This window comes from Variovorax beijingensis (assembly GCF_007828835.1).
GTDB classification, from domain to species: Bacteria; Pseudomonadota; Gammaproteobacteria; order Burkholderiales; family Burkholderiaceae_C; genus Variovorax; species Variovorax beijingensis_A.
Genome location: NZ_VIVL01000020.1, coordinates 56,952 through 71,850 on the forward strand (window position 1 = coordinate 56,952; position 14,899 = coordinate 71,850).

Genomic DNA, 14,899 nt, shown 5'->3' on the forward strand with positions numbered 1-14,899 from the left:
GGCGCCTTTTCTTTGCTTACTTTCTTTTGGCGAAGCAAAAGAAAGTGAGTCGCCCGCCGGGGCGAGACCCGGCCCCGGAACCCCAAAAAACCTACCAATCCTCCTTCACAGCAAGAACAACATCCCTCCCCGCAGCAGCCCGCCCCGCCAGCCACGCAGTCACCGTCCCCGCCGCAACCACGGCAGCGCAAAGCACCAGCAGCCGCCCCCAGGGCACCAGCAAATCCATCGTCCAGTGAAAGCTCTGCGGATTGACCACCTTCACCAGCACCACAGACACCGCGAGCCCGAGCAGGAGTCCCGCCACGGCGCCGATCGCGGTCCACGCCGCGCCTTCGCCCGCCACCACCGCCAGCACCTGCCGCCGCGTGAAGCCCAGGTGCGCGAGCAGCCCGAACTCCTTGCGCCGGGCCAGCACCTGCGCGCTGAAGCTCGCGGCAATGCCGAACAGGCCGATGGCAATGGCCACGGCCTGCAGCCAGTAGGTCACGGCAAAGCTGCGGTCGAAGATGCGCAGCGAGGTGGCGCGGATCTGTCCGACCGACGAGATCTCGACGTTCGTGGTCGAATCGGAACCGCCGCCGCGTGCCGCCAGATCGCGCACCGCCGCCTGCACCGCGCCCTCGGACGCGCCGGGCGCGAGCCACAGCGACACATCGCTCACGTTGCGTTCGCCCGTCAGGCGCTCGAAGTCGCGCGCGTCCATGGTGATGGCGCCGAACTGCCGCGCATAGTCGCGCCACACGCCGGCCACGAAGAACGCTGCCGGAGCGGAGCCCGCGGTGGCCAATGCCGGCGACAGCGGTGCGAAGAGCGAACCCGGCTTCGCGCCATACAGCTCGACCATCGGTTCGCTCACGTAGATGCCGACCTGGCCGGCGGGCACCGGCAGCGCGGGGCCCACCAGCGGCAGCGCCTGCGATGCGCCGCCTTCGAGGCTTCGCGCGATCAGCGTGACCGCGGGCTGCGCGGGGTCGAGCTGCAGCGAGCGGGTTCGCAGCGTGCCGATGCGCTCCACACCGGGCAGTTGCGCCAGCGCCTGCACGAAGGCCGGCGCAAAGGTGGCCGTGTCGCTGCTGCTCTGGGAGCCCGAATTGCCGGAGCGGCCGCTCGAGGTGGCGCGAACATAGAGGTCGGCCGGCAGCACCACGTCGAGCCAATGCGTGACCGAATCGCGAAAGCTCGCCACCATCACCGTGAGCGCCACCGCGAGGCTCAGGCTCGCGACCACGCCGCTCACCGCCACGGCCGCGGTGCCGCGCATGCGCCGCGCGCGCTCGATGGCCAGCATCGGCAGCACGCGCTGCGCGAATGCAGGCGCAATGCGGTCATACAGCAGTGCAATGAGCCAGGGCAGGGCGGTGATGCCGCCCACCAGCAGGCAGCCCACCGAGAGGTACGCCGCAACCGGAATGCCGCCGACAGCCGGCATGTTGGCCAGCGCCGCGCTGGCGGCAATGAGGCCGAGCGCCAGCCAGTGGCTGTGGCCCTGCACGGGCGCGGCGCCCAGGCCCTTGAGCGTCTGCGCTTCAGGCAGCGCCTGCGCCGCGCGTGCGGGCCACCAGCCGCCCACCAGCGCCGCAAGCACGCCGAGCCCGCCGTACAGCAGCGCCGAGCCGCTGCTCCAGTGCAGCGTGGGCGCCACGCCCTCGAAGTACCCGCCACCCAGGTCGCCGCCGAGCACGCGCAATGCGAAGGCTGCGAGCGCCGTGCCCAGCGCGAGGCCGGCGCCGCTTCCGATCAGGCCCAGCACCAGCGATTCGATCAGCACCAGGCGCAGTCGCTCGCGCGGCGTCAGGCCCAGCACGCCGAGCAGCGCGAACTGCTGCGCGCGCTTGGCGACGCTGAGCGCCAGCACCGAGAACACCAGGAAGGCCCCGGTGAAAAGTGCGACCAGTGCGAGCACCGTCAGGTTGACGCGGTAGGCGCGCGAGAGATTGCTCACGCGCTCGGCCGCATCGCCGGGCTCGGCAAACTGAAGGCCGGCGGGCCAGCCCGGCGAACCCTGCAGCGATGCGGTGAAGGCCGCGCGATCGGTGCCGGGAGCAAGCTTCAGGTCGACGCGGCTGAGCTGGCCGAGCTTGTCGAACAGGTCCTGCGCAGCCGCGATGTCCAGCACCGCCAGCGCCGCGCCGCCGGCGGCGACGTGGCCCGCCACCTCGAGCCGCTGCCAGGCGCCGCCGCCACTGCGCAGCTGCACCGTCTCCACGCGGCCTGCCGCCGCTTCGGCCGGAAGCCCGAGCGCGCTGCGTGCCGCGGCGTTGAGAAATACATGGCCGGGCGCGAGCATCGCGAAGCGCGCGGCATCCCTGCCGGGCTGCGGCATCAGGGCCGGTGCAATGGTGGGCAGCGCCAGCGCATCGATGCCGATCACGCGCATCGGCAGCTGGCGTTCGCCGGCCAGCGCCAGCCCCTGGAACTCGAGCACCGGACTCGCGAGCGCCACCTGCGGATGCTGCGCGAGCCGCGCGAACACCGCCTCGTCGAAGCTGCCCTGCACGGCGCGCACCTCGAGATCGGGCTGGCCGTTGACCGAGCGCACCGCGCTCGAGAATTCGTCGAGCGCCGAGGCATTGATCAGCTGCACCGAGAACGCGAGCGCCACGCCCAGCATCACGGCCAGCACGGCCGCGGCGTTGCGCCAGGGATGGTGGCGCAGTTCCTGCCATGAGAAGGTGGAGAGCAAGGCACGCATGCCGCGATTGTGGCCGGCGGGCGCGAGGTTCCGCGGCCGTGGCACCATGGCGCCTCTTCGATGCCTGGGGAATTCCACGATGCGGCTTTCTTGCCCCGCCCTGGCCCGCCGATGGACGGCGGCCTGGCTTGCTGCCCTGCTGCCGGTGGCCGCTGCCTTGGCACAGCCGCTGCCCATCACGCTGGCCAGCGATCCTGCCGCCATCGCGAAGATGGCGCTCGGCGCCGAAAGGGGGACGCTCGTGGTCGGCGTGCTGCGCGGCGACAAGACCGCCTATGGCGTGGCCCACAACCCCGAGCCGTCAGCCGCGCCGCGCGCCATCGAGCCGAACAGCGCCGAGCAGCCGATGTTCGAGATCGGCTCCGTGACGAAGGTGTTCACGGGCCTGCTGCTGGCGCAGTCGGTGGAGCGCGGCGAAGTGAAGCTCGACGACACCGTGGGCCAGCTGCTGGCCGGCAAGCTGGCGTCGCCGCTCCCGCCCGCGGTGGCCTCCGTGACGCTGCGCCAACTGGTGACTCACACCGGCTGCATGCCCGTGATGGCCGATGGCGTGACCGGCGGGCCCGCGCTGGCCGCGCAATTCCGTGCCTTCGACAAGGCGGCGTTCTGGGCCGCGCTGTCGCGCATCCGGCTCACGGCGCCGGCGCCGCCGTGCGAAGCCGCATACAGCAATTTCGGGATGGCGCTGCTGGGACAGATCCTGGCCGAACGGCTCGGCACCACCTGGGGCGAACTGGTGCGCGCGCGCATCACCGAGCCGCTGGGCATGAACGACACGGTGATCCAGCTCGGCGACAAGGCCTCGCGCATGGCCCCGGCCTTTGCCGGCGACCGGCGCCAGCGGCTGCTCGACATGGCGGCCTATGCGCCGGCCAGCGCGCTGCGCTCCACGGCTGCCGACATGCTCACGCTGAGCCGCGCGATCCTGGCCGGCGCCAGCGGTCCGCTGGGCCCGGCGGCCGTGCGCATGCTCACGCCGCTCGCACGCTACGAAGGCGCCGAGATCGGCTATGCGGTGATGGTGCGCGGCCCCGAAGGCGGCCGGCACACCTACTACCACGCCGGCGTGACCGAGGGCTACCGCACGCTGTGGCTGCTTGCGCCCGACACCGGGGAAGCGCTGGTCGTGCTCGGCAGCAACGCGCGCGCGCCGCTGCAGTCCGTGATGCTGGCCATCGGCAAGAGCCGCTACCCGGTGCCGGGCGTGGAGGTGCCGATCGATCCGCAGCGCCTTGCGGACTACGAAGGCGAGTTCCGCATCAACAAGGCCAAGACGCTGGGCTTTGCCGTGCGCAGCGGCCGCCTGCTGGTGCGCGAGACGGGCCGGGGCTACAACGCGCTCACGCCGATCGGCAGCGACCGCTTCGCGGTCACGGCGATCGGCGCCGAGCTCAGGTTCCGGCGCGGCGAGGGCCATGCGGTGGTCGGCGTAACGCTGGCGCAGGGCGGCAGCCGGCTGGATGCGCGAAGGGTGAGCGAGGCCGTGGCGGTTCCGCAGGATTGACCGGTCCTCCGGCGCTGAAGGTCAGAGCCGTTCCGACATTGCATTCAGATAGGCGCGCACGGCGGCGTTGCTGCTGAGGCCGATCGCGCGGTCATAGGCCTGGCGCGCCGCGGCGCGCGCACCGCCGGCCGCGAGCAGGTGGGCGCGGGCGGCCCAGAACGGCTGGTAGCTTTGCACCTCGGCCGCCGGAATGGCCTCCAGCGCGCGCAGGCCGACGTCGGGGCCGCGCGCATTGGCCAGCGCGCAGGCCAGGCTGACCTGGGCACCGATGCTGGGCCGCAGCGCCAGCAGCCCTTCGTAGAGCGACACCAGCACTTCGGGCGGCACCGGTGCGCCGACGCGGCGCTCGCAATGGGCCGACTGGATCGCCGCCTCAAGCTGGTAGGGGCCGAGCAATTTCATCTCCGAGGCCCGGCGCAGGCAGCGTTCGGCCTCCGCGAGCAGGTCGGGGTTCCAGCGCAAAGGGTCCTGCTGGTCGAGCGGCACGTAGGCGCCGGTTTCGCTGCGCCGGGCCGCGGCGCGGCTCTCGCAGAACAGCATCAGCGCGAGCAGGCCCAGCGGCTCGGGCTCGTCGGGCAGCAGGCTGCACAGGATGCGGCCGAGGTCGATGGCTTCGGCGGTGAGGCCGCGCGGCAGGGCGTCGGCGCCGTCGACATCGTCCCAGCCGGTGCCGTAGGCGGCGTAGATGCCGTCCAGCACGTCCTGCAGCCGCTGCGGAAGCTCGCGCGCCTGCGGGTACTCGAAGGGAATGCCCGTAGCCCGGATGCGCGCCTTGGCCCGTACCAGCCGCTGGCCCAGCGTGGAAGGCGCGGTCAGAAAGGCGCCGGCCATGCGGGCCGCGTCGAGCCCGAGCACGGCCTGCAGCATCAGCGGTGCGCGGGCCGCCGCGTCGATGGCGGGGTGCGCGCAGACGAACATCAGGCGCAGCCGCTCGTCAGGCACCGCCGCGCCCTCGGGCGCATCGTCCATCTCGCCGGCCAAAAGCAGCAGGGACTGGGTCGCCTCGTCCTGCACGCGGCTGTGGCGCCAGGCGTCGAGCTTGCGGTGCCGCGCCACGCTGAGCAGCCAGGCCTCGGGCTGCGCGGGAATGCCGTCGGCCGGCCAGCGCTCCAGCGCGCGCGCGAAGGCTTCGGCGAGCGCGTCTTCCGATGCCGCGATGTCGTGCGTGCGCGCGGACAGGATGGCCAGCAGGCGGCCGTACGACTCGCGCGCCGCACGTTCGGCGGCCTGGTGAGCCGCCGGGTCGTTCACGGTGTGGCCGCCGCGATGGCCGTGGCCGTGAAGACCGGCCGCACCTCCACGCCCCCGCTGGCCGCGCAGGGTGCGCGGGCCGCCCATTCGAGCGCGGCATCGAGGTCCGGCACGTCCACCACGAAGTAGCCGCCGAGCTGCTCCTTGGTGTCGGCGAAGGGGCCGTCCTGCACCTGCCGCTTGTCGCCGCGCACGCGCAGCGTGGTGCCGGTCATCGGCGGGAACAGGCCGTGCCCGCCGAGCGAAATGCCCGACTGGCGCACCGCATCGGCATACGCCACCCAACTGGCCCGGTAGGCCTGCGAGGACGCGTCGTTCCGTTGTTCGAATTCGGCCGCGGGCTGATAGAACATCAACATGTACTGCATGGTGTCTCTCCATCGTGGAAAAGAGGCTGAGCAGGATCGCTCACCACAATGACGGCCCGCTGCCGGTCATTTCGACACGGCTTCCGTGTCGAGCAGATGATTTTTTACGCTGTTGACGCGTGGCGCAATGGTTGGGCTACTTAATTCTTTAGGCTGCCTTGGCCTGGCCGGCGGGCGCGAACATGGCCTCCATTTCGCTTCGCAGCCTGTAGGCGGAGGTCGAGGTGTCGATGGCCACGTCGGCCCAGCAGAGGCTCTGGCCTTTCTTCACCGGGCGCAGCAGCTTGACGTTGTGTGCCAGCCCGAGCGGCAGGCCGCCCAGGCGCAGCGAGCGCTCGGCCGGCAGCAGCTTGCCCCAGACGGTGTAGCCGCCTTCGCCGTCGAGCATTTCGTCGGGCGCGAGGTCTCGCTTGGCCGTGGCCACCACGTCGGCGTTCCAGCAGGTGGCCACGCCGGTCGGCTCGCCGCGCAAGGCGACGCTGGCCACCGACATGCCGACCTCCAGGCCGATCAGGTGCCAGCGCTTGTAGAGCGTGAAGTAGCGTCCGCTCGGGTCGGTGTGGGCGTTGTATTCCTCGAAGCAGTTCCTGATGTAGTCGGTCTCGGCCTCGACAGTGACCCACACGCCCATGCGGATGTCGTAGGGGATCTTTCGCCCGTTGGCCTCGAGCGAGGAAATGACCTCGACCATGCCCTTGCGCTCGAGCACGCCGCCCTCGCTCTGCGGGCGCGTGACGAAGGGAATGTCCTCCACGCTCGCGGGCGGGTAGAGCAGGCCGTCCGAAGGCACGGTGAGTCCGGTGGCATTGGCCACCGACGAGCTTTCGATGGACGGCTTGGAGCCGTCGAGAAAGCTGTTGAACATCTTCGGATTGAGGCCGCCGCGCAGCGCCTGTTCGGGCGTGAGGCCGTAGTTGCCCCAGACGGTCTCGGGCGTCGATTCGGTGAAGTGCGGCAGCCACTTGTGGCCGCGTCCGGCTGCGACCACCGGAAAGCCGCAGGTGCGCGCCCAGTCGACCAGGTCGCAGATCAGCGCGGGCTGGTCGCCGAAGGCCAGCGAATAGACCACGCCGGCCTGCTGCGCGCGGCGTGCGAGCAGCGGGCCGCAGAAGGCATCGGCCTCGACCGTGACGTTGACCACGTGCTTGCCGTGCGCAAACGCGTCCAGGCAATGCTCGACGGCCGCCACCGGGTTGCCGGTGCACTCGACCACGATGTCGATGGCGGGCTCGCGCGTCACGGCCTGCCAGTCGTCGGTGATCCAGGTGCTGCCCGTCGTCAGGGCCTCCTGCACCGACCCCGCCGCGGCGCGCTCCGGGTTCCAGCCGACGCGCTCGAGGTTGGCGCGCGCCGCCGCGGGCGACAGGTCGGCAATCGCCACCAGCTGCACGCCGGGCGTGCGCGGAATCTGCGCGAGGTACATCGAGCCGAACTTGCCGGCGCCGATCAGGCCGATGCGAATGGGACGGCCTTCGGCGGCGCGCTGCTGCAGGCGGGTGTGGAGGCTCATTGCTTCAGGCCTCCGCGGTGTCGAGGACTTCGAGCGAGGTCTTGAGCGCGCTTTCGGGCAGTCCGTTCTTCCACGGCACCTCGACCGGGTAGGGCTTCAGCAGGCAGTCGTCGGGCAGCAGCTCGATGGGCGTGAAGTTTCTGTGCGCGATGTACTCGGGCCGCTTGTGGCGGCGGATGTGGTTGCTGACCGCGCACAGGCTCAGGTACACCGCCACGCGGTTGAACGGCGAGAGGTTGCTGCCCGAGGCATGCACGAGGCAGCTGTGGAACAGGATCATCGAGCCGGCGGGGCCCTTGGGCGAGACGATGCCGCCGTGCCGGCCGCCGGCGCGGTCGACCAGCTGCCGGATCAGGTCGTTGTCCACCGTCCAGAGCGGATAGCTGGTGGTCGTGAGGTCGTGCCTTGCATCCACCACGCCCTTGCGGTGGCTGCCCGGAATGAACATCAGCGGGCCGTTGTGCTCGTTCACCTCGTCCAGGAAGATCGCGACGTTCATCGCGCGTTCGGTGGGCATCAGGTCGTCATTGAGCCAGGTGCCGTAGTCCTGGTGCCACTGCCACACGTCGCCCTCGAAGGCCATCTTGCCGTTGATCTTGAACTGGTGCATGTAGACCTCTTCGCCGAAGAGATCCATCACCGGTTCCACCATGCGCGGATGGCGCGCGAGCCGCGCGAAGGGTTCGCTGATCAGGTGCGCGGCAAAGTTGGTGCGCACCGCATCCGAGCCTTTCTCGCGCACGTTGAAGGCCTCGCGCCTGCTGTACAGGTCGGGCACCGCATCGGTCAGCGCCTTGGTTTCTTCGGGCGAGAAATGGCCGGGGAAGAACAGGTAGCCGTCGCGCTCGAATTGCGCGCGCTGCTCGGGGGTCAACTTCATGTCTTGTCTCCTTTGCGGGTGGGGATGGTGGACGCGGCGCGTGCGAGCTGCTGCGCGAGCCGCCGGCCCAGTGCCTCGCTGGCCCGGGCGACGTGTTCCTCGCTCAGCTGCGCGGCGCGCTGCGCATGGCCGGCCGCAATGGCGGCGGCGATGGCTTCGTGCTCGTCCCACAGCGTCTCGCGCTGCGGCTCGGCCTGCAGCACCGCGCCCATCGCGCGGCGCAGGTGGCGCCAGTGCTGGTCCGCGCTCTGGCCGATCAGCGGATTGCCCGAGGCTTCGTAGATGGCCTGGTGAAAGGCCATGTCGGCGTCGATCATGGCTTCGACATTGCGCCCGCGCGCCGCACGGCGGCCGCGTTCCATCAGCCTGGGATCGATGCGAAAGCGCTGTGCAGCCGCGAGCCGCGCGGCCAGCACGTCGAGCGCGCCGCGCACCTGGTAGACCTTGCGCATCCACTCGGCGTCGAGCGGTGCCACCAGCACGCCGCGGCCGGGCGCGTCATGCACGAAGCCGTCCTTCTTGAGCAGGCGCAGCGCCTGCAGCACGGGCTGGCGCGACACCGACAGGCGCTGCGCGATGTCTTCCTGCGTGATCCGCTCGCCGGGCGCCAGCGCGCCGCTGCTGATGGCGCCGAGCAGGACGCGATAGACCTGGTCGACGAGGTCGGGCGTGGCTTCGATGCTGACGAGCTGGGCGGGCATAAACGGCTTCTTTGAACTCTGTATACAGAGTACGGAGTTCGAGGCTGCGGCGCATCCCGGGTTTTTACCCATGGGGGCTGCAAAAGAACGTAACCCGCCGCTAAGCTCGGCCCATGCAACTCCCTACCTACGACGACGTCATCGCCGCGGCCGCGCGGCTCGAGGGCCATGCCCACCGCACGCCCGTGCTGCAATCGCAGACGGCCGACGAACGCTGGGGCGCCAGGTTCTTCTTCAAGTGCGAGAACTTCCAGCGCATGGGCGCATTCAAGTTCCGCGGTGCATTCAATGCGCTGTCGAAGTTCGACGCCGCGCAGCACAAGGGCGGCGTGATCGCGTTCTCCTCGGGCAACCATGCGCAGGCCGTTGCGCTGTCGGCCCGGCTCCTGTCGATGCCGGCCGTGATCGTCATGCCCAAGGACGCGCCGGCCGCCAAGGTCGCGGCCACCAAGGGCTATGGCGCCGAAGTGGTGATGTACGACCGCTTCACCGAAGACCGCGAGGCGCTCACGAAGCGGCTCGCACAGGAGCGCGGCATGACGATGATCCCGCCCTACGACCATCCCGACGTGCTCGCGGGGCAGGGCACGGCGGTGAAGGAACTGATCGAGGAGACCGGCCCGCTCGACCAGCTGTTCGTGTGCCTGGGCGGCGGCGGGCTGCTGTCGGGTTCGGCGCTGTCGGCGCGTGCGCTGGCGCCGGATTGCAAGGTCTACGGCGTGGAGCCCGAGGCGGGCAACGACGGCCAGCAGTCGCTGCGCGCCGGGAAGATCGTGCACATCGAAACGCCCAAGACCATTGCCGACGGCGCGCAGACGCAGCACCTGGGCGAATACACCTTCGGCATCATCCGGCGCGACGTGGACGACATCTTCACCGTGACCGACGAGCAGCTCGTCGACGCGATGCGCTTCTTTGCCGAGCGCATGAAGATCGTGGTGGAGCCGACCGGCTGCCTTGCCTTCGCGGGCGCCATTGCCGCGGGCAAGGCCATCGCGGGCCAACGCATCGGCATCGTGGTCAGCGGCGGCAACGTCGACCTCTCGCGCTACGCGGCACTGCTCGCCTAGGGCCTGTTAACAGGCCCTAGCTCGCTCAGGCGCGTATTCCCTCGGCCGTGAGGTGCAGCAGGCGGTCCGCGCGGGCTGCCGCGCTCTCCGAATGCGTCACCAGCACCAGCGAGGCGCCGTGCTCGCGCGTCTGGCCGATCAGCAGTTCCATCACCTTCGAAGCGGTGCCCGGGTCGAGGTTGCCGGTGGGCTCGTCGGCCAGCAGCAGGGCGGGCCGGTGCACCAGCGCGCGCGCGATCGCGACGCGCTGCAGCTGGCCGCCCGAGAGCGTCTGCGGCAGGCGCGCGCCCATGCCGGGCAGGCCCACTGCGTCGAGCATGTGCGCGACGCGGCCTTCATCGCGCTTGCCGCCCAGCAGCATCAGCGGCAGCGAGACGTTCTGCGCCACGTCCAGGTGCGGCAGCACGTGGAAGGCCTGGAACACGAAGCCCACGTGGCGCCGGCGCCAGAGCGCGCAGGCTTCGCCGTCGAGCGCGCCGATGTCGGTGCCGTCGTGCGTGACCGTGCCTGCGTCCCAGTGGTCGAGCCCGGCCATGCAGTTGAGCAGCGTCGACTTGCCGACGCCCGATTCGCCCACGATCGCGACGAACTCGCCGGGTTCGACGCTGAGCGCCACGTTCTCGAACACGGGCACGTCGCCGTAGTGCTTGGCGAGCCCGGAAATGCGCAGCGTCATGCGGTGGTGCCTGCCATGCGTTGAACGGCCGTCTGCACGGCATCGGGCGCGTCGCAGGCGATGACGGTGCGCGCCGGCATGCCGCGCAGCCAGGTGATCTGCCGCTTGGCGAGCTGGCGCGTGGCCGCGATGCCGCGTTCGCGCAGCTCGTCCATGGCCTTGGCATCGGGCTGCGCGCCGCCGCAGGCGTCGAGCATTTCCCACGCCTGCCGGTAGCCGACGCAGCGCATCGAGGGCAGCTCGGTCGACAGGTCGCCGCGTGCGCGCAGCGCCCTGACCTCGTCGAGGAAGCCGGCGGCCAGCATGGCGTCGAAGCGCTCGGCAATGCGCGCATGCAGCCACGCGCGGTCCTCGGGTTCGAGTGAAAAGAGAACGCCGCCATCCACTGCCTTCGCGGCCTTGTTGTCGCTCGCATGGAAGCTCGACAGCGGCTGGCCGCTGCTCTCCCATACCTCGAGCGCGCGCTGGATGCGCTGGCTGTCCTGCGGCGCGAGGCGCGCGGCCGTCGCAGGGTCGACCTTGGCGAGCCGTGCATGCATCGCGGGCCAGCCCAGCGCGGCGGCTTCGGCGTCGATGCGCGCGCGCACGGCGGCATCGGCCGCGGGCATGGCGTCGATGCCGTCGAACAGTGCCTTGAAATACAGCATGGTGCCGCCCACCAGCAGCGGCAGTGCGCCGCGGGCGCGGATCTCGCCGATCAGCCGCGTCGCATCGGCCACGAAGGCGGCCGCGCTGTAGCTTTCGCGCGGGTCGAGGATGTCGATCAGGTGATGCGGCACGGCGGCCTGCTCGGCCGGGCTCGGCTTGGCGGTGCCGATGTCCATGCCGCGGTAGACCAGCGCGGAATCGACGCTGACGATCTCGATCGGGCGCACCCGCGCCAGCGCGAGCGCCACCGCCGTCTTGCCGGAGGCGGTCGGCCCCGCGAGCGCGATGTATGTGGGGTTTTCAGGAAGGCCGGAGGCGGCAGCGGAGGGCGGCATAAGCGCCCGAGGGTAACAACAAAATCGGAAGCCTCAGATCGCCTGCGCGCTGGCGCTGGCCTTGGCGCGCGCTTCCTGCGGCAGGGCCGGCGAATCGGTGCGCGGAGCGGTCGGCGCGGCCGGCAGTGATGGCGTGCCGCGCAGCACGGGCGTGCCTTCCCCTTGCCGCGAAGCCAGGGTGGTCTCGGGCTTCATGCGGAACAGCTGCGACAGCGCCGAGCGGTACTGCGCCTCGCCGATCGAATTGGTGTTGTGGTGCGATCCACCCTCCACCAGCACGAAGAGCTTGGGCACGGTGGCCGCGTTGTAGAGCTTGCGGCCCAGCGTGGGATTGATCAGGCTGTCGGCGGTGCCATGCACCACCAGCAGCGGCGCGCCGATGTCCTTGACGCGGTTGATCGCCTCGAAGCGCTGCGTGATGAACGGGCCGAACGGCAGCCAGCCCCACTTGAAGCCGCTCACCACGTCGGCAATGGAGGTGAAGGTGCTTTCGACGATGGTGCCGCTCTCGTCGTTGACGCTGGCGGCCAGGTCGATGCCGATGGCGCCCCCGAGCGAGTGGCCGAAGATGTAGCGGTGCTGCCGCGGATGGCGGGCCGCGAGCCAGGTCCAGGCGGCGCGGGCGTCCTCGCGCGCTGATTCTTCCGACGGCAGGCCCTTGGAGCTCTTGCCGAAACCCCGGTAGTCGATGGCCAGCACCGAGAAGCCGAGCTCGTGCATGCGCTGGATGCGCGGCGCCGATCCGGCCACGTTGTAGCGGGCGCCGTGCAGGTACAGCATGACCGGCCGGTCGGTGGTTTCTGGCTCGCCGCCGAGCCAGAGGCCGTGAAGGCGGGCGGATTCGCCGGTGATGGAGGACTGGAAGTCGATCCAGACGTCCTGCATGCCCTCGGTCATGGTGGCGGTGTTGCCCCAGCTGCGGTCGCTGGGTTGGAAGATCCACTCGCGTTGCTGTTCGTCGAATGTGGAACAGCCGGCGGCCAGAAGGGCGCACAGCGAAAGAACGGAGGCAAGGAGGGACCAGCGTTTCATGGACTAGAGGGACAGCGAAGCCGGCGGAAAGTTCATGCTCGAGCATGGAGCGCGCCGACACTGCGCCCCAGCACTTCCCCCCAAGTGCCCTCGAGTGGCACTTTGTTCTACATACGCAACGCCCGTGCCCACTTTCCGGATGACGGCCAAAAACCCCGGAAAAACCCTCAAAATGCCCTGATTTGCTATCTGCCGCGCATAAAAAGCGCGTCCAGCTCCCGGATCGACAGCTGCCGCCAGGTCGGGCGGCCATGGTTGCACTGGTCCGAACGCTCGGTGGCTTCCATTTGACGTAATAAAGCGTTCATTTCGTCGATCGTGAGCTTGCGGTTGGCCCGAACCGCACCATGGCAGGCCATGGTCGAGAGCAATTCGTTCTGCGCCCGCTGCACCACGGTGCTGGCGTCGTGCTGCGCCAATTCGGCCAGCACGCTGCGCGCGAGCTCCACCGGATCGCCATCGGCCAGGGTACCCGGCACCGCGCGCACCGCAAGGGTGCGCGGCGAGAACGGCGTGATTTCCAGCCCCAAAGTCGGCAGCACCGCGGCGCAGGCCTCGGCGGTGGCCACTTCCTGGGGCGTGGCCGCGAACGTGGCCGGGATCAGCAACGGCTGGCTCGTGATGGCGGCGCCGTCGAGCTGGGTCTTGAGGCGCTCGTAGACGATGCGTTCGTGGGCCGCGTGCATGTCGACCACGATCAGGCCCTGGCTGTTCTCGGCCAGGATGTAGATGCCCTGCAGCTGCGCCAGCGCGCGGCCCAGCGGCCAGGCCTGCTCGTTGGTGGACAGGGCGCTCGGGGCCGTCGATTCGGCCGGCTGCCCCATGGCAGGGGCCCGGAACGCCGCAGCGGCGGCGGGCCATGGTGAAGAACCGCCGGTTTCGGAGTCGGGCTCCGATCCGCCGGTCCGCTGGGGCCACATGGCCTCGAAATCGCCGGCGCCGCGCTCCGCCGCGACGAAATTGATGCCCGGCTGGGCCCAGGTCGCACCCGAAGCGGGCAAGTTCGGCTTGAAAAAGGGCTGCGGTGCTGCCGGCGCGACGGCATCGCCCGCGCGCGGTGCCGCAAGCGCGTTCTCGATCGCATGGCGCACCGCCTGGTGCACCTCGCGGCCATCGCGAAAACGCACCTCGATCTTGGTCGGATGCACGTTCACGTCGACGCGCGACGGGTCGATGTCGAGGTACAGCGCATACACGGGCTGGCGCTGGCCGTGCAGCACGTCTTCATAGGCGCTGCGAACGGCATGCGAGAGCACCTTGTCGCGCACGAAACGGCCGTTGACGTAGAAGAACTGCTGGTCGGCACGCGAGCGCGCCGCATCCGGAATCCCGGCACGCCCGGCCACGCGCACCGCGCCGCCCAAGTGCTCGACGGCCACGCTCTGCGCCACGAAGTCGTCGCTGAGCGCATCGGCCAGGCGCTGCTCGCGCCGCTCGGCGGCGCGCCACTGCTCCATCAGCTTGCCGTCGTGCCACACCGAAAAGCCGACTTCGGGCCGCGCCAGCGCATGGCGGCGCACGGCCTCGATGCAGTGGGCCAGCTCGGTGGCGTCGGTCTTCAGGAACTTGCGCCGCGCCGGCGTCGCAAAGAACAGTTCACGCACCTCGACCGTGGTGCCGACCGCGCGGGCCACCGGCCGCAGTTCGCCGGTGCGGCCGTCGAGCGCGAAGGCACCATCGGCGCCCGCAAAGCGCGAAAGAATGCTGAGCTCCGCAATGGCGTTGATGGCCGCGAGCGCCTCGCCGCGAAAGCCCATGGTGCCCACGGTCTCGAGATCGTTCAGGCTCGCGATCTTGCTGGTGGCATGGCGGCGCAGCGCCACCGTGAGTTCTTCGCGCGGAATGCCCTGGCCGTCGTCCTCCACCGAGATCAGCCGCACGCCGCCCGAAGCCAGCCGCACCGTGACCTGGCGCGCACCGGCGTCCAGGGCGTTGTCGAGCAGCTCGCGCACCACGGAGGCCGGGCGTTCGACCACTTCGCCCGCGGCGATCTGGCTGATCAGCTCGTCGGGAAGTTCGCGGATCGGGCGGCGTTCGGGGGACGGAATGGAAGAGGGAAGGGCACTCACGCGAGCATTCTAGAAGCCGGCTGGCGCCGCGGCGCCGCCCTCCCCGGAGAGGCCTTTCAGCCCGGCATCAGCGTGTTCGACGGCAGCGTTTCGTCCAGCAGCTTGCGCGCCGTCTCCACGCCCGCCACCGGCAGCAGCTTCGGGTCGAGCAGGCCCACCT

12 protein-coding genes are annotated in these 14,899 nt (G+C 70.2%); 2 read left to right on the forward strand and 10 right to left on the reverse strand.

Features of this window, described 5'->3' with window-relative positions:
* Window positions 1-91: 91 nt before the first annotated feature.
* The gene (locus FB547_RS31725; protein WP_186454314.1) at window positions 92-2,695 is read right to left on the reverse strand and encodes an FtsX-like permease family protein; all 2,604 of its coding nucleotides are present in this window, start codon (window positions 2,693-2,695) and stop codon (window positions 92-94) included.
* 79 nt (window positions 2,696-2,774) lie between these two features.
* Between FB547_RS31725 and FB547_RS31730 the strand changes: the two genes are divergently transcribed.
* The gene (locus FB547_RS31730; RefSeq protein WP_145747580.1) at window positions 2,775-4,199 is read left to right on the forward strand and encodes a serine hydrolase domain-containing protein; all 1,425 of its coding nucleotides are present in this window, start codon (window positions 2,775-2,777) and stop codon (window positions 4,197-4,199) included.
* A gap of 21 nt (window positions 4,200-4,220) precedes the next feature.
* On the opposite strand, the gene FB547_RS31735 is transcribed toward FB547_RS31730, so the two are convergent.
* From FB547_RS31735 to FB547_RS31755, 5 genes are all read right to left on the reverse strand, one after another.
* Window positions 4,221-5,450, reverse strand: coding sequence for an RNA polymerase sigma factor (locus tag FB547_RS31735; RefSeq protein WP_145747581.1), 1,230 nt, complete (start codon window positions 5,448-5,450; stop codon window positions 4,221-4,223).
* Complete coding sequence (locus tag FB547_RS31740; protein WP_018905874.1) at window positions 5,447-5,818, reverse strand: YciI family protein; 372 nt, start codon at window positions 5,816-5,818, stop codon at window positions 5,447-5,449. Before FB547_RS31740 ends, FB547_RS31735 begins: the two co-directional genes overlap by 4 nt.
* 148 nt (window positions 5,819-5,966) lie before the next feature.
* Window positions 5,967-7,328, reverse strand: a complete 1,362-nt coding sequence (locus FB547_RS31745) for an NAD(P)H-dependent oxidoreductase (RefSeq protein WP_145747582.1) — start codon at window positions 7,326-7,328, stop codon at window positions 5,967-5,969.
* A 4-nt stretch (window positions 7,329-7,332) separates the two neighbouring features.
* Window positions 7,333-8,208 (reverse strand): phytanoyl-CoA dioxygenase family protein, encoded by an 876-nt coding sequence (locus FB547_RS31750; protein ID WP_145747583.1) that lies wholly within the window; start codon window positions 8,206-8,208, stop codon window positions 7,333-7,335.
* Window positions 8,205-8,909 carry a GntR family transcriptional regulator gene (locus tag FB547_RS31755; protein ID WP_145747584.1) on the reverse strand — a complete coding sequence of 235 codons (705 nt, stop codon included), beginning with the start codon at window positions 8,907-8,909 and terminating at the stop codon, window positions 8,205-8,207. The genes FB547_RS31750 and FB547_RS31755 overlap by 4 nt, the downstream gene beginning before the upstream one ends.
* 113 nt (window positions 8,910-9,022) lie before the next feature.
* Between FB547_RS31755 and FB547_RS31760 the strand changes: the two genes are divergently transcribed.
* Window positions 9,023-9,979, forward strand: a complete 957-nt coding sequence (locus FB547_RS31760) for a threo-3-hydroxy-L-aspartate ammonia-lyase (RefSeq protein WP_145747585.1) — start codon at window positions 9,023-9,025, stop codon at window positions 9,977-9,979.
* A gap of 25 nt (window positions 9,980-10,004) precedes the next feature.
* Here FB547_RS31760 and FB547_RS31765 read toward each other — a convergent pair whose 3' ends face one another.
* The 4 genes from FB547_RS31765 to mutL form a co-directional block, all read right to left on the reverse strand.
* Window positions 10,005-10,655, reverse strand: a complete 651-nt coding sequence (locus tag FB547_RS31765; protein ID WP_145747586.1) for an ABC transporter ATP-binding protein — start codon at window positions 10,653-10,655, stop codon at window positions 10,005-10,007.
* Window positions 10,652-11,638 (reverse strand): tRNA (adenosine(37)-N6)-dimethylallyltransferase MiaA, encoded by a 987-nt coding sequence (gene miaA / locus FB547_RS31770; protein WP_145747587.1) that lies wholly within the window; start codon window positions 11,636-11,638, stop codon window positions 10,652-10,654. The genes FB547_RS31765 and miaA overlap by 4 nt, the downstream gene beginning before the upstream one ends.
* A gap of 33 nt (window positions 11,639-11,671) precedes the next feature.
* Window positions 11,672-12,670: an alpha/beta hydrolase gene (locus FB547_RS31775; RefSeq protein ID WP_145747588.1), complete on the reverse strand. Its 999-nt coding sequence runs from the start codon at window positions 12,668-12,670 to the stop codon at window positions 11,672-11,674.
* 185 nt (window positions 12,671-12,855) lie between these two features.
* Complete coding sequence (gene mutL, locus FB547_RS31780; protein ID WP_145747589.1) at window positions 12,856-14,739, reverse strand: DNA mismatch repair endonuclease MutL; 1,884 nt, start codon at window positions 14,737-14,739, stop codon at window positions 12,856-12,858.
* Between the last annotated feature and the right edge of the window lie 160 nt (window positions 14,740-14,899).

What these genes read in the sequence shown, in the direction of transcription:
- FB547_RS31725 (WP_186454314.1), bottom strand. Translation starts at nt 2,695, where the DNA reads ATGCGTGCCTTGCTCTCCACCTTCTCATGGCAGGAACTGCGCCACCAT.
- FB547_RS31730 (WP_145747580.1), top strand. Translation starts at nt 2,775, where the DNA reads ATGCGGCTTTCTTGCCCCGCCCTGGCCCGCCGATGGACGGCGGCCTGG.
- FB547_RS31740 (WP_018905874.1), bottom strand. Translation starts at nt 5,818, where the DNA reads ATGCAGTACATGTTGATGTTCTATCAGCCCGCGGCCGAATTCGAACAA.
- FB547_RS31745 (WP_145747582.1), bottom strand. Translation starts at nt 7,328, where the DNA reads ATGAGCCTCCACACCCGCCTGCAGCAGCGCGCCGCCGAAGGCCGTCCC.
- FB547_RS31750 (WP_145747583.1), bottom strand. Translation starts at nt 8,208, where the DNA reads ATGAAGTTGACCCCCGAGCAGCGCGCGCAATTCGAGCGCGACGGCTAC.
- FB547_RS31755 (WP_145747584.1), bottom strand. Translation starts at nt 8,909, where the DNA reads ATGCCCGCCCAGCTCGTCAGCATCGAAGCCACGCCCGACCTCGTCGAC.
- FB547_RS31760 (WP_145747585.1), top strand. Translation starts at nt 9,023, where the DNA reads ATGCAACTCCCTACCTACGACGACGTCATCGCCGCGGCCGCGCGGCTC.
- FB547_RS31765 (WP_145747586.1), bottom strand. Translation starts at nt 10,655, where the DNA reads ATGACGCTGCGCATTTCCGGGCTCGCCAAGCACTACGGCGACGTGCCC.
- miaA (WP_145747587.1), bottom strand. Translation starts at nt 11,638, where the DNA reads ATGCCGCCCTCCGCTGCCGCCTCCGGCCTTCCTGAAAACCCCACATAC.
- FB547_RS31775 (WP_145747588.1), bottom strand. Translation starts at nt 12,670, where the DNA reads ATGAAACGCTGGTCCCTCCTTGCCTCCGTTCTTTCGCTGTGCGCCCTT.